Source organism: Gilliamella sp. Occ4-3, assembly GCF_001690675.1.
Taxonomy (GTDB): Bacteria; Pseudomonadota; Gammaproteobacteria; order Enterobacterales; family Orbaceae; genus Gilliamella; species Gilliamella bombi.
Genome location: NZ_LZHR01000044.1, coordinates 14,319 through 32,460, shown reverse-complemented (window position 1 = coordinate 32,460; position 18,142 = coordinate 14,319). Strand labels below are relative to the sequence as shown.

Here is an 18,142-nt window from a genome sequence, read left to right as displayed (position 1 = left end):
AAAACAACGTCCAAGTTATGTAGAAAGCCGGAAAACGCGAGGACATTGGGAGGGCGATACGATTATTAGCCGTAAAGACAAGCAAGCATTGGTGACATTAGTTGAACGCAAAACAGGGCTAGTATTAATTGGGCGCCTCAATCAACGTACCGCCTCCGAAACGAGAGATATGATAATAAAATTGCTAACGCCGTTTAAAAAAATGGTTAAAAGCATCACCTTTGATAATGGAACCGAATTTAATTATCATCATGCTATTGAGCATTATTTAAATACTACCGTATACTTTGCGGAGCCTTATAAAAGCAGGCAAAGAGGCACAAATGAAAACACCAATGGCTTAATACGTCAGTTTATACCTAAGTCAGCGGCCATTTCATTAGTTGACGACAAACAGATAAAGAAAATACAATATCTATTGAACACACGCCCAAGAAAACGGCATAAGTTTAAAAGCCCTGCCGATTTTTATTCTAAGGAGTTAAGAAGAATTGCACTTCATGGTGTAATCTAGGTTACAGGAAAAATAAAATGAAACAATATCAAACAGATCTAGCTTCACTCATGTTACGAATTGCCTTGGGTGTCATGTTCTTGGCGCACGGTTTTACTAAACTACTCGTCTTTACTCCCTCAGGTACTGCGCAATATTTTCAATCACTTGGCTTTCCTTGGTTCATTGGTTATTTAGCCATTATGTTTGAAATTGGCGGCGGTTTGTTATTGCTTTTAGGTATTTTAACCCGCATTGTTAGTTTATTGGCAGTGATTCAAATGATTGTTATTACATTTATTCACTCAGTGAATGGTTGGTCATTTAGTAACGCAGGTGGCGGTTGGGAATATCCTGCCTTTATGGCGCTAACAGCACTCAGTTTAGCATTGCTAGGAAGTGGTCGCTTTAGTGTATTAGCTAAATATTTGGCGTATTAGAGGGGGAGATATTAGTTGTTTTTTTGACAAAACAGTTGAATAAAAACCTCAATAAAATAAATACTTTTTCTGACTGATCTTTACTTAGGGTTGAGTGGGTTAGAAGAGTAAAAGGCTCGGTTTGTGATCGAGCCAATTTAGATTGTTTATAATTATGTTATCGCTTTTTTGGCATCCATTATCCATAATCATTTAATTACAATGCTATAATTTATAAAATAGCCAGTTTGGTTTGAACAAACATTTCACAACTTACAACCGATGCAAAATTGGTTAAGGCAGACATAAAGTTGTTATGTACCACTTGGGATGGAATCGTTTTACCATCAAATTCGAGATCACAAGTTGTACAAGCATCGTGGATTAATATCGGTTGATAACCTAGTTCGGATGCGTGACGTGTTGTTGAGTCAACACACATATGGCTCATCATTCCACAAATAACCATCTGCTGGATCTGTTCTTGTTGTAATTTTTTTTGTAGCTCAGTTTGATAAAAACTATTAGGGAATGTTTTTTTGACAAGATACTCATGCAAGTTACCAAGCGGTAACAAACTTGGATGAATTTCAGCGCCTAAACTTCCGTTAGCAAAAAAATCCGCATGAGGATCAGACTTTATATGCTGAATATAAAAGATCGGTAATTGTTGTGCTCTAAAGTGTTTTTGTAGTTTTAAGGTATTTTGTAAAGTTAATTCTGTATTGTTTAAAGTAAATTTACCCGTTGGGAAATAGTCATTTTGTACGTCGATAATTATTAACCCTTGTTTCATTGTTTTGTCCTTAAATTATGTTTGAGTTGATAATTATGCGATAATTACGCTATCTGTTACATAATGAATTGAAAGTATTATTACTTACCTACTTTCAAAATGAAAAAGATAAACAAGTATGGATAAAAAAGATCGCGCTATTTTAGATGAACTTAAAAAAAATAGTCGTCAATCATGGAAAGAAATTGGCGAAAAAGTATATTTGTCAGGACAGGCTGTTGGACAGCGAGTTCAAGAATTGTATGATAATCATATTATTGAAAAATTTACTATTAAAGAAAAAACAAATCAGCTTCAGTTTATAACGATTTATATGAATTCAAATCAATTCACCTCGTTCGAAAACATGGTCATGTCGTTTAAAGAAATCATCGAATTTTATAAAATCACAGGCGATGGGTGTTATTTTATAAAAAGTGAATTTACAGACCAAAACTTACCACATTTTTTAGACAAACTTGAGCTTTATTGCCGTTATAAAGTTAGTCATCAGTCAAAAGTGATTAAATAACGCTATTTTAAAAATTTACACCTAAACTTGTTGACTCTTTTTTGTATAAAGATTTTTTACATAAAAAACAAAAAAAAGTTGCGAGCATGTAAATTCTGTTATATTTTGTTCAGTAGCTTTAATTATCAACTCAGTTAAAGGTTTTTTATTTTTATGAATTGTTTTTGCGTTTTTATTACTAATGCTATTAGTACACATCATCATCACCATCATTCCTGAATAGTCTTCGGGCAATTGGTGCTGGAAGACTTTGGTCTTCCGGTGATGTCGCAAAAGCAAGCAGAAACCCTCGGAAGATCAAACTTCCGAGGGTTTTTTGTTTGTAGTTTATAAATTTTTAGATAACTTTGGAGAAAGATATGTTGGATAATTCGCGTTTACGCATTGCTATGCAAAAGTCAGGTCGATTAAGTGACGAATCAAAAAAGTTACTTGCCCAATGTGGTATTAAAATTAATCTTCAAGAACAGCGTTTGATCGCTTTTGCTGAAAATATGCCCATTGATATCTTGCGTGTTCGTGACGACGATATCCCCGGACTGGTTATTGATGGCGTTGTCGATATTGGGATTGTCGGCGAAAATGTTTTAGAAGAGGAAGTATTAGATAGGCAGGCCGAAGGCGAAGATCCACAATTTAAAAAATTGCGCAGTTTAGATTTTGGTGGCTGTCGGTTGTCGATCGCAGCACCTCGTGATTTTGAGTATACAGGACCAGAATGTTTAAATGATTTGCGCATTGCCACCACTTACCCTCACCTGCTCCGCCGTTATCTTGCTCAATATAATGTTAACTTTAAAACCTGTTTGCTGAATGGTTCGGTCGAAGTTGCCCCTCGAGCAGGGCTTGCCGATGTAATTTGTGATTTGGTTTCGAGTGGTGCAACGCTTGAGGCCAATGGACTAAAAGAGATCGAAGTTATCTATAAATCAAAAGCCTGCTTAATTCAACGTCAAGGCGAAATGTCACCAATAAAACAGGCGTTAATCGATAAAATCATGACACGCATTCAAGGCGTTATTCAAGCTCGTGAATCCAAATATATTATGCTCCACGCCCCTACTGAGGTGTTAGATGATATTGTTGCGCTATTGCCGGGTGCCGAAAATCCAACCATTTTACCGTTAACAGGCGAGCAAAATCGTGTTGCGCTACATATGGTGAGTAGTGAATCTCTTTTTTGGGAAACCATGGAAAAATTAAAAACATTAGGCGCAAGTTCAATTCTTGTATTACCAATTGAAAAAATGATGGAGTAATAATATGAAACTCTCTTATTGGCAACAATGTGCTGACGATCAACGCAGGAAACTACTGACTCGCCCTGCAATTAATGCTTCAGATTCGATTAGCAAGGCAGTAGCCGATATTTTGGCACAAGTAAAACAGCACGGCGATGAGGCTTTAAAGGTTTTAAGTCGCAAATTTGATAAAGTCCAAATTGAGCAAATAAAGCTTACAAAAGAAGACATAAAAGCCGCCGCAAATCGTGTTAATCCTGAATTAAAACAAGCCATGCAATTAGCGGTTGCCAACATTGAAAAATTCCACCAAGCGCAAGCCTATCAACCTATTACGGTTGAAACAATGGCAGGCGTAAAATGTCAGTTAGTTACTCGTCCTATTGATTCGGTTGGGCTTTATATTCCAGGCGGTTCTGCCCCTTTATTGTCTACGGTGTTAATGCTTGCAACACCAGCTAAAATTGCGGGTTGTCGTCAAGTTATTTTATGTTCACCACCGCCCATTGCTGACGAAATTTTATATGCGGCACAATTATGTGGTGTTAGCGAGGTTTATCAATTAGGCGGTGCACAAGCCATTGGCGCAATGGCACTAGGTACCGAATCGGTTCCTAAAGTTGATAAGATCTTTGGTCCAGGCAATGCCTATGTTACCGAGGCTAAACGACAAGTTAGCCAGCGACTTGATGGCGCTGCAATTGATATGCCAGCAGGTCCGTCTGAAGTGCTCGTGATTGCGGATAGTTCAGCAAATCCTGCTTTTATTGCTGCCGATCTTTTGTCGCAAGCTGAACATGGTCCTGATTCACAAGTTATTTTGTTAACACCTGATGAAAAAATAGCACAAGCAGTATCGATTGAAGTCGATAAGCAACTTACGCAACTATCGCGCCAAAATATCGCTAAAAAAGCATTACAAGAAAGTCGCCTTATTGTAACTAAAGATTTGGATGAATGTGTTGCTATTAGCAATCGCTATGGTCCAGAACACTTAATTATTCAAACTGCGAATGCGGATGAATTAGTTGAGCAAATTACTAGTGCTGGCTCGATCTTCTTGGGTGATTGGTCACCGGAGTCAGCAGGTGATTATGCATCAGGAACCAATCATGTATTACCAACTTATGGTTATACAGCCACATATTCTAGTCTTGGGCTTGCTGATTTTCAAAAACGTATGACGGTGCAAAAATTAACACCAGAAGGATTAAAAGCAATAGGTAATGCCGTTGAGCTTATGGCAGAGGCTGAACAACTAACCGCTCATAAACAAGCAGTTAGTCTTCGTCTATCAGTATTAAATTCAACAAATCAAAAGTAGGTGGCTAAAATGGATACCAATAAATTAGTTCGAAAAAATGTTCAGCAATTAACACCTTATCAATCTGCTCGGCGAATTGGTGGTCAAGGCGATGTGTGGCTAAATGCAAACGAGTATCCCGTTGCTCCACATTTTGACTTGACCGATCAAACCTTAAACCGTTATCCAGAACCACAGCCTGAAAAAGTAATTCAGCGTTATGCACAATATGCAGGGGTTAAAACTGAACAAGTGCTTGTTAGCCGAGGAGCTGATGAGGCCATTGAGCTTTTAATGCGTGCATTTTGTGAGCCTGAAAAAGACAGCATTTTGTACTGTCCACCAACTTATGGTATGTACCAAGTAAGTGCTGAGACATTAGGTATTAAAACCAAAACTGTGCCAACCACTTCTGATTGGCAGCTTGATCTTGAGGGTATAAAACAAAATATTGATACTGTAAAACTAATTTATGTCTGTTCACCAAATAATCCGACCGGTAATTTAATCGATTCTGATGATATCAAAGCTTTACTTAATATTGCCAAAGATCGTGCTTTGGTCATTATTGACGAGGCTTATATTGAGTTTTCGCCTGAATCTAGTGTTGTTAGTTGGCTTAATGACTATCCTCACTTGGTGATTTTACGAACATTATCCAAAGCCTTTGCTTTGGCTGGATTACGTTGCGGTTTCACCATTGCTAATGAACCTGTGATCGAAGCCTTACAGAAGGTTATTGCACCATACCCTCTAGCAACCCCTGTTGCTGATATTGCAGCTCAAGCATTGAGTATAGATGGTGTGAATACCATGAAGCTACATGTGGTAAATTTAAATAATCAAAAGGAAAAATTTGCCAATTTACTTCGACAATTGCCAATTGTCGAAAAAGTTTATCCAAGTTATTCCAACTATTTGTGTGTTAAATTTCAACATGATAAAGATGTATTTAATATTTTATGGCGCCAAGGAATTATTTTACGAGATCAAAGTAGATCTATTGGGCAACAAAATATTATTCGTATTACCATTGGAACCCAAGCCGAGTGCGAGGCAGTCATTTCTGCGCTCAAAACAATTAAATAGGAGTAAAAATGTTACAAAAGTACTTATTTATTGATCGAGATGGCACACTAATTACTGAACCTCCGGTTGATTTTCAGGTTGATCAGTTTAAAAAATTGGCTTTTGAACCTAATGTGATCCCTTCCCTACTCAAGCTACAAACTGCGGGATACCATTTAGTGATGGTCACCAATCAAGATGGGCTCGGGACTAGTAGCTATCCACAGGCTGATTTTGATGGTCCACACAATTTGATGATGCAGATTTTTAAATCGCAAGGTGTTAATTTTGAGGATGTCTTAATTTGCCCACACTTTCCAGAAGATAATTGTGAGTGTCGTAAGCCGAAAATCCAATTAGTTTTGCCATATCTTACTAGTGGTAAATTAGATAAACAAAACAGTTATGTTATTGGTGACAGGGTCACAGATATTCAATTGGCTGAAAACATGCAAATCCAAGGATTACGATATCATCCTGAAAATTTAAATTGGGACGAAATCGCCCAACGATTAACCACTAAAGATCGTTATGCAAAAGTTGAACGCAATACCAAAGAAACTAAAATACTTGTTGAAGTGTGGCTTGATCGCCAAGGTGGCAGTCAAATTAATACTGGAATTGGTTTTTTTGATCATATGCTCGATCAAATTGCGACTCATGGTGGAATTAAACTCAATATCCAAGTTGATGGTGATTTACATATTGATGATCATCATACCATAGAAGATACTGGACTAGCTTTAGGAGAGGCTCTAAAAATAGCACTCGGTGATAAACGTGGTATTACCCGTTATGCCTCTGTTATCCCTATGGACGAGTGTTTGGCCAGATGTGCAATAGATATTTCAGGACGCCCTTATCTAAAATTTAAAGCAGAGTTTACTCACCCTAAAGTTGGCGATATGAGCACGCAAATGGTAGAACATTTCTTTTACTCAATAAGTTATGCTATGGCTATTACATTGCATATTGAAACAGAAGGCGATAATGATCATCATAAAGTAGAAAGTTTATTTAAAGCTTTTGCTAGAACATTAAAACAAGCCATCAAAATTGAAAGTGACCGATTACCAAGCTCAAAAGGAGTGCTATAAATGAAGATTGTCATCCTCGATACTGGCTGTGCTAATCTATCTTCGGTCAAATATGCCGTGCAACGATTAGGTTATGATCCAATAATTAGCCTTGACCCTGATATCGTGCTCAGCTCAGATAAGTTGTTTTTACCTGGAGTAGGATCCGCAAGTTCAGCAATGGAAAAATTAAAAGAGCGTCATTTAGTTGAACTTATCAAAGTCTGTACTCAACCTGTATTAGGGATCTGCCTTGGTATGCAACTTTTAGCCGATTATAGTACCGAAGGACATGTTAACACATTGGGAATTATTCACGAAAAAGTTAGAGAAATTCCTAATTGTGGTTTACCTTTACCACATATGGGGTGGAATCAGGTTTCACCTAGAGCCGGTCATCATCTATTTCGAGATATTCCTGATGATGCTTATTTTTACTTTGTACATGGATACGCGATGCCATTATGCTCAGCAACAATAGCAGAAACCAATTACGGCGAAAGCTTTACCGCAGCCGTACAAAAAGAAAACTTTTACGGCGTGCAATTTCATCCCGAGCGTTCTGGCTTAGCCGGTGCAAAATTGCTAAAAAACTTTTTGGAGATGTAACTATGACAGCTTTTCCAATAATCATTCCTGCACTTGATTTAATCGATGGTTCCGTTGTGCGATTACATCAAGGTGATTATAAGCAAAAACGTGATTATGGCAACGATCCACTTTTACGCTTACAGGATTATGAAAAACAAGGTGCTAAACTGTTACATCTTGTTGATTTAACAGGTGCGAAAGATCCCAAAAAACGCCAAATTTTGCTAATACAAACTCTGATTAATGGTGTGCAAATACCAGTTCAAGTTGGTGGAGGAATTCGTACTGAAAAAGATATACAATCATTGCTATCTGCCGGCGCTGCTCGCATAGTAATTGGTTCGACAGCTATTAAGCACCCCGAATTGGTCAAACAGTGGTTTTCAAAATATGGTGCAGAAAGGCTAGTATTGGCTCTTGATGTTCGCATTGACAACCAAGGAAATAAATATGTCGCTATTCATGGGTGGCAAGAAGATTCCTGTCAGACACTAGAACAAGTGATTGATGATTACCTTCCTTATGGCTTAAGGCATGTATTGTGTACAGATATTTCCAAAGATGGCACACTCAGTGGATCAAACGTTAAGTTGTATCAAGAAATTAGTCGTAAATACCCACAGATTGCTTTTCAAGCGTCTGGCGGAATTGGTCAATTGAGTGATGTCAAAGCACTGAAAGACAGTGGTGTTAAAGGTGTCATTGTTGGCCGTGCTTTACTTGAAGAAAAATTTACAGTTCAGGAGGCAATTTCATGTTGGTCAAAAGAATAATTCCCTGTTTAGATGTTCGCGATGGACAAGTGGTTAAAGGTGTACAATTTCGTAATCATGAAATTATTGGAGACATAGTCCCCTTAGCAAAAAAATATGCAGAAGAAGGCGCAGATGAGCTCGTTTTTTATGATATCACCGCTTCGTCAGATGGTCGTGTTGTCGATAAAAGTTGGATTGCAAAAATTGCCGAAGTGATTGATATCCCTTTTTGTGTTGCTGGTGGTATTAAAACGGTTGAAGATGCAGGTCAAATATTAACCTTTGGAGCTGATAAAATTTCGATTAATTCCCCTGCCCTTGCTGATCCTAGTTTAATTACACGACTTGCAGATCGTTACGGAGTACAGTGCATTGTAGTTGGCATTGATAGCTGGTATGACAAACAGTCAAACAATTATCATGTTTATCAATTTACTGGTGACGAAAAACGTACCGTTGCCACAAAATGGAACACCCTCGACTGGGTACAGGAGGTACAAAAACGTGGTGCAGGTGAAATTGTTCTTAATATGATGAACCAAGACGGCGTTCGTAATGGATATGATATTATTCAACTAAACGCCGTTCGAGAAGTATGCAACGTGCCACTAATTGCTTCAGGCGGTGCTGGTACTATTGAGCATTTTCTACAGGCATTTAATGAAGCACAAGTTGATGGAGCATTAGCTGCCTCAGTTTTTCATAAACAGATTATTAATATTGGTGAACTTAAACAATATTTGGCACAACATGGAGTAAATATTCGATTATGTTAACGCAAAATTGCAATACCCAATTAGATTTACAACAACTGGATTGGCAAAAAGTGGATAATTTAATGCCAGTCATTATTCAGCATTATGTTTCGGGCGATGTGTTAATGCTTGGCTATATGAATCAAGAAGCGTTAGCACAAACACAAAATAGCGGCAAAGTCACTTTTTATTCACGAACCAAACAGCGCCTTTGGACAAAGGGTGAAACTTCTGGCTATTTTCTTAATGTTGTGAGTATTTCAACTGATTGTGATAATGATACATTATTGATTTTAGTTGATCCAGTTGGCCCAACTTGCCATACCGGCTCAACAAGTTGTTTTGCTTCGACTAAAACCCAATGGGGATTTTTATTTGAATTAGAACAGATAATTGCAGGGCGTAAAAATACCGATCCTAAATCATCATATACCGCAAAACTGTATCATGACGGCACTAAGCGCATAGCCCAAAAAGTGGGAGAAGAAGGCGTTGAAACAGCCCTTGCTGCAACAGTTCATGACAGAGAGGAACTAAAAAATGAATCTGCCGATTTAATTTATCATTTATTAGTTTTACTCCAAGACCAGAATCTGTCTTTACAAGATGTCATTGGTATTTTAAAAGCAAGACATAAATAGTTATAATCCATCCAAAGTGCGAGTTATATCGCACTTTGTTTCAATTTTTTTATTCTCATAAAAAAGATAGAATAAATTAGTAAACTGGTAATTTTACCCCGTTAAACATCGTTAATACTTCGGAATTTTTTTCACATAACATAAGTTTGTCTACAGCTTGTCGATTCAAATGAGCCGAAAACTGACTGATAAAATCATACATATAACTGCGTAAATATAATGAGCGAGGAAAAACAATATAGGTCGTGCTGTAAGGAAAAATATGTCCAGCATTAAGTACAACTAAATCGTCATCTGAAGTATTGATCACCGCCATTTTTGCCACAATACCAACGCCGACACCTAATTTAACATAAGTTTTAATTAACTCAGCATCCGTTGTGCTAAAAACAATATTAGGTGATTGGTTAGCACGCAAGAAAGCTTGATTTAAATCTGAACCATCATTAGAAAAATCATAGCTAACTAACGGATATTTTGAAAGCTCTTCAATCGAAATTAATTTACTTTTGGCAAGCGGATGATCTTTCATCACTATCACAGCTTGATTCCAGTGATAGCAAGGTAAGGCAATCATATCATCGCTAAGCTGTGAGATATCGGTCACAATAGCAAATTCAGCCTGACCTGCTTGAGTTTGTAAAATACATTGAGGAGATGATCCTTGCTCCATATGCAATGTAATATTTGGATATTGCTGCATAAAATGTTGAATCACAACTGGCAATGTATAACGAGCTTGAGTATAGGTAGTGGTAATTGTTAATGAGCCTTGATTTGGTTGACTAAACTCTTTGGCGATAATCTTAATATCATTGGACTTATTGAGGATCTCTCGGGCAAGAGCAATGATTTTTTCACCAACCGGTGTGATTTGAGAAAGATGTTTACCCACTCGAGTAAATATCTGAACGCCGAGCTCGTCTTCTAATAATTTTATTTGTTTGCTTATACCGGGTTGAGAGGTATACAGTTTTTCGGATGTTAGCGATACATTGAGGTCGTTATTTGCGACCTCAACAATATAGCGTAATTGTTGCAATTTCATAACACTAAAACGCTCCTTTAACTGTATGCCTTTCTTCCTTTTTAATAACATTACAAAAGGAAGAATTGCTAAGGTAAGTCATTTCACAGCCTAGCACAAAACAATAATTATTTTATACTAAAACGTATACTTTCCTGAAAGTTTTTCACAAAATTCAGACGTGCTTACCTATTTTTTACTATTGATCCATTTGCCATCCACATATTGCATCACCCAACCTGTCGATTTTCCATTAACTTCAGAAGTAACATATTGTTGTTTATTTTTACGGCTAAAACGAACAATTGATGGATTACCATTAGGATCTTTATTTGGTGCTTCGGTCAAATAAATGAATTTTTCGGGTAAGCGCTCTTTAAAACGTTGTAACTCTTCTATCAAAGGTGCGCGTGTTTCTCTTGATTTTGGAAAATTATGCGCCGCCAAAAAGATACCCGCAGCACCGTCACGTAATACAAAATGTGCATCTGACTTGGTGCATTTTAGTTCAGGTAGATCAACTGGGTCTTCTTTTGGTGGTGCAACATCACCATTTTTTAAGATCTTACGCGTATTTTTACAATCAGGATTAGTACAGCCCATATATAGGCCAAATCGCCCTGATTTTAAATGCATTTCTGAACCACATTTTTCGCATTCAATAATTGGCCCTTCATAACTTTTAACCTTAAAGTTACCTTTTTCGACAATAAAACCATCACAAATCGGGTTATTGCCACAGATATGCAGTTTTCGTTCATTATCAAGTAGATAACTATCCATAGCCGTGTGACATTTTGGACAGCGTTTACGGGCTCTTAAAGCATCAGTTTCTGCTGTTTCAGCTTCTTCTAGAATATTTAATGTTTCGTGCTCAGGAATTAAGTTAATGGTCTGTTTACAACGCTCTTTAGGTGGCAACGCATAGCCTGAACAAGCTAAAAATACACCGGTACCAGCAGTCTTAATACCCATTTCACGCCCACAATTTGGACATTTAATTTCAGGTGTTAGCACTAATGGATTAAGCTGCATTCCGCCTTTATCTGGTGCTTGTTCAGCAACCTCAAGATGCTGACTAAAGTCACTGAAAAACTGATCCAGCACTTCACGCCATTCTTGTTTTTTATGAGCAATCTCATCCAGAGCATGTTCCATACGTGCTGTAAAATCATAACTCATGAGATCATTGAAGTTTTCACTAAGTCTATCGGTAACAATTTCACCAATTTTTTCAGCATAAAACCGACGATTATCTAAACGCACATAACCACGATCTTGAATTGTCGAAATAATGGTTGCATAAGTCGATGGTCGCCCAATTTCTCGCTTTTCAAGCTCTTTAACAAGAGATGCTTCGTTATATCTTGCTGGTGGTTTGGTAAAATGTTGATTTGGATTTAAGTTAATTAAATCAAGCTTATCGTTTATCGATAGTGATGGTAATATTTTATCTTCATTATTTTTGGCTAGCTGTGGCTGCACTTTAGTCCAACCATCAAAACGCAATGTCCGACCTTTGGCTTTTAAAGTAAAATCACCTGAATTAACCGTAATTGTTGTTGAGTTATATTCAGCCGATGTCATTTGGCAAGCTACAAATTGGCGCCAAATTAGTTGGTATAATTTAGCGGCATCAGCTTCAACATCACTAAGATTATCAGCTAAGATAGTAACATCTGATGGGCGAATCGCTTCATGCGCTTCTTGCGAGTTCTTTTTACTACTGTATACATTAGCCGATTTTGGTAGATATTTATCGCCAAAATTTTTACCGATATAATCACGTACCATCGCTAGCGCATCCTGACTTAAATTGGTCGAGTCAGTACGCATATAGGTAATGTAACCTGCTTCATATAATCTTTGAGCCAACATCATGGTTTTTTTAACACCAAAACCAAGACGAGTACTTGCTGCTTGCTGTAAAGTTGAGGTAATAAAAGGTGCTGTTGGATTACTTTTAGTTGGCTTTTGTTCAATATTAGTTACTTGATATTGGTTTTTACTAAGTTCAGCTAGCGCAATATCAATGGCAACTTTATCTTTAGGTTCGAATGCTTCGTTTTTATAATGAGTAACTTGCAAACTTAATGGCTCATTTTTAGCCGTGTTCAAATCAGCAAACAGATCCCAGTATTCTTCAGGAATGAAAGCATGAATTTCGCGTTCACGCTCAACAACAAGACGTACAGCAACAGATTGTACACGACCAGCTGATAACCCCCTAGCAACCTTTTTCCAAAGTAATGGCGATAGCATAAAGCCAACTACCCGATCCATAAATCGACGTGCTTGCTGGGCGTTAACCCGATCCATATCAAGCATCGATGGTTCATTAAAAGCATTTTTGATCGCCGTTTTGGTAATTTCGTTAAAAACAACACGACGATATTTGCTATCTTCACCACCTATCACGTCTTTAAGATGCCATGCAATGGCTTCCCCTTCTCTATCCAAATCGGTTGCGAGATAGATCATGTCAGCATCTTTAGCCAGTTTTTTCAGTTCGGATACTACTCTTTCTTTACCTGGTAGAATTTCGTAATGCGCTTTCCAGCCGTTATATGGATCAACACTCATCCGATCAACCAAGACCTGTCTTTCTGAACGTTTAACTTTCTTATCTGCTTTATCTTTTTTGTCTTTTGTTGATTTTTCAGCTCGTTGGCTACTACCACTCACAGGTAGATCGCGAATATGACCTACACTTGATTTAACCACGAAATCTTTACCAAGATATTTATTGATCGTTTTTGCTTTAGCTGGTGATTCGACAATAACAAGGGATTTTCCCATAATTAAACCTTTCTATTCTGTTGTTTGTATTATTTACTATCAATATTTACATCTAGGAGTGATAGTAAATCATCTTTAATTGTTGATACTTTCGTTGCATATTGTTCTTTCTGCTCTGCATCTTCAATTAGTTGAGTAATGGTTTGTGACAACGTGCATCCACGGCGTTTAGCTAAATTAGCCAATCGTTGCCAGACTAAAAATTCCAAATCAATGGATTTTTTCCGAGTATACTGTTGTTCTGCATTAAAATGGCGCTTTCGCCTTGCCCGAATAGTTTGCTTTAGGCGATTATCTAAGTCAGGGTTTAAATGCTGTTTTATCCAATTAACAACACCAGTTGGGTTATGTTCTAACAACAATAGCTCATTAACCGCATGCTGCGCAGCGCTTTTTTCAATATAGCGTGTAATTAACTCACCTTCTAAGTGTCTTTTAACTAGATAGTTCCATTTCCAACCGCATTCAAGGTTTTCTAGCTGTTGATATTTCATCCGTTTACCTTGTGACGCTGTAACTAAATAGCTATTTGTAGCATAATCTGCTCACACAATAAAGAAAATTATTGCGTTTGACAAATTTTTTATAAATCTGTTATCGTGAGCCTCTCATTTCGATCTTTATTTAAGGAATCCTACATAATGGCTAAAGCTGATGTTATTTATATTAATGGCTATATTTACACCGCAGACAAGCAAGACAGCGTGTGTGAAGCTGTCGCAATTGAAAATGGCTATATTATTGCAACAGGCTCCACGCAAAAAATAAATAACAGTCACTATGTTGATAATCATACAATAATTTATGATTTGCAAGGCAAGACAATGATGCCAGGCATTATTGACTCACATTTACACACCTTTTGGGGTGGTATGCAATTATCATCATGTAATTTAAATTACCAAAGTTTAACTATTAATGAGACTTTAGCTATTATTCAAGACTATTTAGATAAAGATCATCCCAATCATAACGCTAATTGGTTGCAAGTCCGTGGTTGGTTACGCCAAGAAGTGTTGCCAATTGGTACAGATATTACTCGTTTTGATCTTGATAAACTCAATACAAAACGCCCTGTTATTTTGTTTTCAAATGATTGCCATACTTTGGTTGCTAACAGTATAGCATTAGAGAAATTTGGTTTAGATAGAAACACACCGGAACCATCGGATGGTAAAATTGGTCGTACTGATGAAGGTGAATTAAATGGTATATTAGAAGATGCTCCAGCCATGCGTGCTTTTGATAGTATTTCTAAATTAACTGATGAACAAGCACTTAATATTGCTAAATTATCGCAAGCAGAATTAAATAAACAAGGCGTTACTGCTGTTATGGATGCTCGAATTACTGAAACTCAAGCCGATGCCTTTTTAAGACTACAGCAACAAGATGGGCTTTCTATCCGCCTGTTTGGCGCTCGGGAATTGCCACCTGATGATGTATCATCAATCGCCGATATTCCAAATGTCATTGAGAAAATAAAACAGTTTGCCGCTCGTTATGATGATAAAAACTGGCAACCTAAACCAGGCATTAAAATATCACATACTAAGTTATTTGTAGATGGCGTAATGCAAGCACCTTTGATGACTGCACGATTACTTAAACCATATCAGTTAGAAAACGAAAAAGATCGTTACGGTGATCTTTATTATTCCACTGAAATGTTAGATGCATTAATACTTGAATCCGCAAAAGCAGGTTTTCACCCACATATGCATACTGTTGGTGAAGGGGCAATTGAAGTGGTACTTGATGCTATTGAAAAAATGCGAAAAGCCTTACCTGATGCAGATATCCGTCCAAGCACTGCACATAACGAACTAAGCGCAACACACCAGTTTGCTAGATATAAACAATTAAATGCTTGCGTAGTATTTTCTTTCCAGTGGGCTGGTTGTAGTTCAGCAATGGTTGAGCAGTATCAAACTCTATTTGGTCCAGAACGTTATAATGGATTAGAAGCGCACGGGCAATACATTGATGCTGGTGTAAACTGTGCATTTGGTAGCGATTGGCCAATTGATCCTTTAAACGAATGGTATGATTTCCAAATTGCTATGACTCGACAAATTGATGCTGATCATCCACGATTAGACAGCGATCGTAATTTAACTATTACTGAAGTATTGCGTAGTGCTACTATCAATGCTGCATATGTATTAAATCAAGATGAATATATTGGTTCAATTGAAAAAGGTAAATTTGCTGATTTAATTATTTTAGATCGCAACCCATTTACCATACCAACTAATGATATCCAAAACGTTAACGTGTTAACAACTATTGTTGGCGGTAAAACGGTTTATCAAAATGATGTAATTTAAAATTTAAATTTTTTATGTCAAATTACTACACCACAATTATTAGTGGTGTAGCATAAATAATTATCCAAGCTTTAATCAACTTCAATTGCTTTTTCTGTTTTCCCGCTGTCGTTTTGTGAAATGTAAGATAGCAGCAATAATCAATGCTCCGATAAACATATCAATCACATACCATATAGCTCCTGACCATACCTCATAATTCCACTAAAGATCAATACAATAATCTATACTTATTTTATAAACTGATTTGTTAAATTAGTATTTCTGTTGCTACTCATATGTAAAAATAAAAATTCAAAGTTTTAACTAACCCGTTTAAATTAAATAGGTCTTAATTAACAGCTAATATACTTTAAAGTTTATAATTTGCCCGCTTTAATATTTTTTACAAAAAATTAGCTTGCATAATTGTTATAATATGGCAGAATTCCCTGCCGCTTTAAGCGGGTAAAAAGGCAAAACTATACTTAGTAGTTTTTTATTGTTTTTTGGGACAGAGGAGCAAAGTAAGTCATGTCCGCAATAAAAATGAAACGAGTTTTAACCACACCTGCATTAATTGCATTTGGTTTAGCTTATATGGTTCCTTTAGGGATCTTTACCACTTATGGGGAAGTAACTGTTAAAAGTAATGGACACTTACCTATAGCCTATATCATCACCCTTGCCATGATTTTTTTCACTGCATTAAGCTATTGTCGTATGGCAAATAAACTACCTATTGCTGGTTCTGCTTATTCTTATGTACAACGTACTTTTGGTGGAAAAGCTGGATTTTTGGTGGGTTGGGCACAAATCCTTGATTACCTATTTTTACCAATATTAAATTATTTGGTTTTAGGTATTTATCTTAATGAAGCATTTCCTAGCGTTCCTGCTTATGTATTTGTACTTGGGTCATTGATTGGGGTTAGTCTCTTAAATTATCTGGGTATTAAGTTGATCAATTCGGTAAATTTCACCTTAATTATTGTTCAGATGATTTTTATTGGATTATTTATATTTTTCACTTTTGCAAATACCCATTTAATCCCAGAAGTGATAATAAAACCACTTAAGATCAATGCTGATGATTTTAGCGGATTAATGTCAGGAGCCGCAGTACTTTGCCTTGCTTTTTTAGGCTTTGACGCGATAGCAACGTTGGCAGAAGAATCCAATGATGCAAAAAGATCTCTGCCTAAAGCCATTATTTGGACAGTTCTTATTGCTGGCTGTATCTTTTTGGTTGTTTCTTATTGTGGTCATCTGATTTTTCCTATGTGGAGTAGTTTTGTTGATAACCAAGATACGGCAAGCCTTGATGTGATGCACCACCTTGATAAAATCAATCGTATAGAATTTATTAGACAAATTAGTAACAATTTTATGTACAATTTCTTCCAAGCGGCATATCTAACTGGCGTCTTTGCATCGGCAATGACTGCACAGACTAGCGTATCACGGATTTTTTATGCAATGGGACGTGAAGGCGTGCTACCTAAACAGATCTTTTATAAAATTCACCCACGCTTTAGAACGCCTTATTTATCGATTATCTTTGTCGCTTGTTTTTCATTACTATCATTAGTATTAGATCTTAGTTTAGTTTTCTCAATGATAAGCTTTGGTGCATTAGTGGCGTTTACTTTTGTCAATCTATGTGTGATCAAAAGCTACCTTAGTGGTAATACAAAAACAGCATCAATGCTATTTAAGTATGGACTATTACCTGCAATTGGCGTTTTGCTTTCATTGTGGTTGTGGACAAGTCTTGATGCAACAGCGATGATTGTTGGTTTAGTTTGGTTAGCAATTGGGGTTATTTATTTAATTTATCTAACTAAAGGTTTTACCAAAACGTTGCCTTCAATTGATCATAGCGAATTGAATTCAATAATTAAAGATTAACTTAATCTTTTTAAATTAGGTCTACTTAAAAGTATCTAGTTACGCCTTTCAAAAAACAACTCCGTCGACCTAAGTCGACGGAATCAAATAAAAAAATAATTATTAGCTAGCTAATGTTGTAATTACTCACCAAATCCTGTAGCAAATAATTCACGGATTTCGTCCATTGCTGCTTGTTCATCTTCACCATCACAGATGATTTCTACAGTTGAACCACCTTTAACCCCAGCACCAAGTAAACCCATCATACTTTTTAATTTAATTGCTTTATCATTATAAACAAGCTCAATTGATGATTTATAACGACCAGCTAATTTAACTAGTGTTGTTACAGGGCGAGCATGCAAGCCCGTTGAATTTTTTACTACCATTTGCTCTTTTAACATAATAAAGTCCTTATTTATATTTTAAAGTTAAAACTATAACTGTATTTATATCATAAATTAA

At 36.7% G+C, this 18,142-nt stretch carries 18 protein-coding genes and 1 other annotated feature; of the genes, 13 read left to right on the top strand and 5 right to left on the bottom strand.

All coding sequences use genetic code 11. The features are described 5' to 3' along the window. Positions 1-514 (top strand): IS30 family transposase (locus tag A9G44_RS05075; protein WP_065609526.1); only part of this gene is annotated, 514 nt, incomplete at its 5' end. 17 nt (positions 515-531) lie between these two features. Beyond that, positions 532-933: a DoxX family protein gene (locus tag A9G44_RS05070; protein ID WP_034913068.1), complete on the top strand. Its 402-nt coding sequence runs from the start codon at positions 532-534 to the stop codon at positions 931-933. A 211-nt stretch (positions 934-1,144) separates the two neighbouring features. On the opposite strand, the gene A9G44_RS05065 is transcribed toward A9G44_RS05070, so the two are convergent. Next, the gene (locus tag A9G44_RS05065) at positions 1,145-1,708 is read right to left on the bottom strand and encodes a cysteine hydrolase family protein (protein ID WP_034913065.1); all 564 of its coding nucleotides are present in this window, start codon (positions 1,706-1,708) and stop codon (positions 1,145-1,147) included. Positions 1,709-1,826: 118 nt separating this feature from the next. On the opposite strand from A9G44_RS05065, the gene A9G44_RS05060 reads away from it, so the two are divergent. The 9 genes from A9G44_RS05060 to hisIE all read left to right on the top strand — a co-directional run bounded on the left by A9G44_RS05060 (position 1,827) and on the right by hisIE (position 9,649). Next, on the top strand, positions 1,827-2,219 hold the full coding sequence (locus tag A9G44_RS05060; protein WP_065590964.1) for an AsnC family transcriptional regulator: 393 nt from the start codon (positions 1,827-1,829) through the stop codon (positions 2,217-2,219). A 200-nt stretch (positions 2,220-2,419) separates the two neighbouring features. Then, positions 2,420-2,540, top strand: a sequence feature (His leader region). A 38-nt stretch (positions 2,541-2,578) separates the two neighbouring features. After that, complete coding sequence (gene hisG / locus A9G44_RS05055) at positions 2,579-3,478, top strand: ATP phosphoribosyltransferase (protein WP_034913062.1); 900 nt, start codon at positions 2,579-2,581, stop codon at positions 3,476-3,478. Between the two features lie 4 nt (positions 3,479-3,482). Further along, entirely contained in the window at positions 3,483-4,784 is a 1,302-nt protein-coding gene (gene hisD, locus A9G44_RS05050) for a histidinol dehydrogenase (protein WP_065609524.1), read from the top strand. A gap of 9 nt (positions 4,785-4,793) precedes the next feature. Beyond that, positions 4,794-5,852 carry a histidinol-phosphate transaminase gene (hisC, locus tag A9G44_RS05045; RefSeq protein WP_065609522.1) on the top strand — a complete coding sequence of 353 codons (1,059 nt, stop codon included), beginning with the start codon at positions 4,794-4,796 and terminating at the stop codon, positions 5,850-5,852. An 8-nt stretch (positions 5,853-5,860) separates the two neighbouring features. Beyond that, entirely contained in the window at positions 5,861-6,928 is a 1,068-nt protein-coding gene (gene hisB, locus A9G44_RS05040; protein WP_065609520.1) for a bifunctional histidinol-phosphatase/imidazoleglycerol-phosphate dehydratase HisB, read from the top strand. Further along, positions 6,929-7,516 carry an imidazole glycerol phosphate synthase subunit HisH gene (hisH, locus tag A9G44_RS05035; protein WP_065609519.1) on the top strand — a complete coding sequence of 196 codons (588 nt, stop codon included), beginning with the start codon at positions 6,929-6,931 and terminating at the stop codon, positions 7,514-7,516. 17 nt (positions 7,517-7,533) lie between these two features. After that, positions 7,534-8,271, top strand: coding sequence for a 1-(5-phosphoribosyl)-5-[(5-phosphoribosylamino)methylideneamino]imidazole-4-carboxamide isomerase (hisA, locus tag A9G44_RS05030; RefSeq protein ID WP_065609528.1), 738 nt, complete (start codon positions 7,534-7,536; stop codon positions 8,269-8,271). After that, on the top strand, positions 8,253-9,029 hold the full coding sequence (hisF, locus tag A9G44_RS05025) for an imidazole glycerol phosphate synthase subunit HisF (protein ID WP_065609517.1): 777 nt from the start codon (positions 8,253-8,255) through the stop codon (positions 9,027-9,029). The genes hisA and hisF overlap by 19 nt, the downstream gene beginning before the upstream one ends. Continuing rightward, complete coding sequence (gene hisIE / locus A9G44_RS05020; protein ID WP_065609515.1) at positions 9,023-9,649, top strand: bifunctional phosphoribosyl-AMP cyclohydrolase/phosphoribosyl-ATP diphosphatase HisIE; 627 nt, start codon at positions 9,023-9,025, stop codon at positions 9,647-9,649. The genes hisF and hisIE overlap by 7 nt, the downstream gene beginning before the upstream one ends. Before the next feature lie 76 nt (positions 9,650-9,725). On the opposite strand, the gene cysB is transcribed toward hisIE, so the two are convergent. The 3 genes from cysB to matP form a co-directional block, all read right to left on the bottom strand. Then, the gene (cysB, locus tag A9G44_RS05015) at positions 9,726-10,697 is read right to left on the bottom strand and encodes an HTH-type transcriptional regulator CysB (protein ID WP_065609513.1); all 972 of its coding nucleotides are present in this window, start codon (positions 10,695-10,697) and stop codon (positions 9,726-9,728) included. Between the two features lie 168 nt (positions 10,698-10,865). After that, on the bottom strand, positions 10,866-13,475 hold the full coding sequence (gene topA / locus A9G44_RS05010; RefSeq protein ID WP_065609511.1) for a type I DNA topoisomerase: 2,610 nt from the start codon (positions 13,473-13,475) through the stop codon (positions 10,866-10,868). Positions 13,476-13,504: 29 nt separating this feature from the next. Then, positions 13,505-13,969: a macrodomain Ter protein MatP gene (gene matP / locus A9G44_RS05005; RefSeq protein WP_065609509.1), complete on the bottom strand. Its 465-nt coding sequence runs from the start codon at positions 13,967-13,969 to the stop codon at positions 13,505-13,507. A 147-nt stretch (positions 13,970-14,116) separates the two neighbouring features. Between matP and A9G44_RS05000 the strand changes: the two genes are divergently transcribed. Together A9G44_RS05000 and A9G44_RS04995 are read left to right on the top strand one after the other, a co-directional pair. After that, on the top strand, positions 14,117-15,805 hold the full coding sequence (locus A9G44_RS05000; RefSeq protein WP_065609507.1) for an amidohydrolase: 1,689 nt from the start codon (positions 14,117-14,119) through the stop codon (positions 15,803-15,805). Between the two features lie 513 nt (positions 15,806-16,318). Continuing rightward, complete coding sequence (locus tag A9G44_RS04995; protein WP_065609505.1) at positions 16,319-17,695, top strand: APC family permease; 1,377 nt, start codon at positions 16,319-16,321, stop codon at positions 17,693-17,695. A 122-nt stretch (positions 17,696-17,817) separates the two neighbouring features. Here the strand turns inward: A9G44_RS04995 and A9G44_RS04990 are convergent, their stop codons facing one another. Then, the gene (locus A9G44_RS04990; RefSeq protein WP_034913021.1) at positions 17,818-18,081 is read right to left on the bottom strand and encodes an HPr family phosphocarrier protein; all 264 of its coding nucleotides are present in this window, start codon (positions 18,079-18,081) and stop codon (positions 17,818-17,820) included. Positions 18,082-18,142: the final 61 nt, after the last annotated feature.

Excerpts from the sequence above, each read along its gene's own strand:
- A9G44_RS05070 (WP_034913068.1), top strand. The coding sequence starts at position 532 with ATGAAACAATATCAAACAGATCTAGCTTCACTCATGTTACGAATTGCC.
- A9G44_RS05065 (WP_034913065.1), bottom strand. The coding sequence starts at position 1,708 with ATGAAACAAGGGTTAATAATTATCGACGTACAAAATGACTATTTCCCA.
- A9G44_RS05060 (WP_065590964.1), top strand. The coding sequence starts at position 1,827 with ATGGATAAAAAAGATCGCGCTATTTTAGATGAACTTAAAAAAAATAGT.
- hisG (WP_034913062.1), top strand. The coding sequence starts at position 2,579 with ATGTTGGATAATTCGCGTTTACGCATTGCTATGCAAAAGTCAGGTCGA.
- hisD (WP_065609524.1), top strand. The coding sequence starts at position 3,483 with ATGAAACTCTCTTATTGGCAACAATGTGCTGACGATCAACGCAGGAAA.
- hisC (WP_065609522.1), top strand. The coding sequence starts at position 4,794 with ATGGATACCAATAAATTAGTTCGAAAAAATGTTCAGCAATTAACACCT.
- hisB (WP_065609520.1), top strand. The coding sequence starts at position 5,861 with ATGTTACAAAAGTACTTATTTATTGATCGAGATGGCACACTAATTACT.
- hisH (WP_065609519.1), top strand. The coding sequence starts at position 6,929 with ATGAAGATTGTCATCCTCGATACTGGCTGTGCTAATCTATCTTCGGTC.
- hisF (WP_065609517.1), top strand. The coding sequence starts at position 8,253 with ATGTTGGTCAAAAGAATAATTCCCTGTTTAGATGTTCGCGATGGACAA.
- hisIE (WP_065609515.1), top strand. The coding sequence starts at position 9,023 with ATGTTAACGCAAAATTGCAATACCCAATTAGATTTACAACAACTGGAT.
- cysB (WP_065609513.1), bottom strand. The coding sequence starts at position 10,697 with ATGAAATTGCAACAATTACGCTATATTGTTGAGGTCGCAAATAACGAC.
- topA (WP_065609511.1), bottom strand. The coding sequence starts at position 13,475 with ATGGGAAAATCCCTTGTTATTGTCGAATCACCAGCTAAAGCAAAAACG.
- matP (WP_065609509.1), bottom strand. The coding sequence starts at position 13,969 with ATGAAATATCAACAGCTAGAAAACCTTGAATGCGGTTGGAAATGGAAC.
- A9G44_RS05000 (WP_065609507.1), top strand. The coding sequence starts at position 14,117 with ATGGCTAAAGCTGATGTTATTTATATTAATGGCTATATTTACACCGCA.
- A9G44_RS04995 (WP_065609505.1), top strand. The coding sequence starts at position 16,319 with ATGTCCGCAATAAAAATGAAACGAGTTTTAACCACACCTGCATTAATT.
- A9G44_RS04990 (WP_034913021.1), bottom strand. The coding sequence starts at position 18,081 with ATGTTAAAAGAGCAAATGGTAGTAAAAAATTCAACGGGCTTGCATGCT.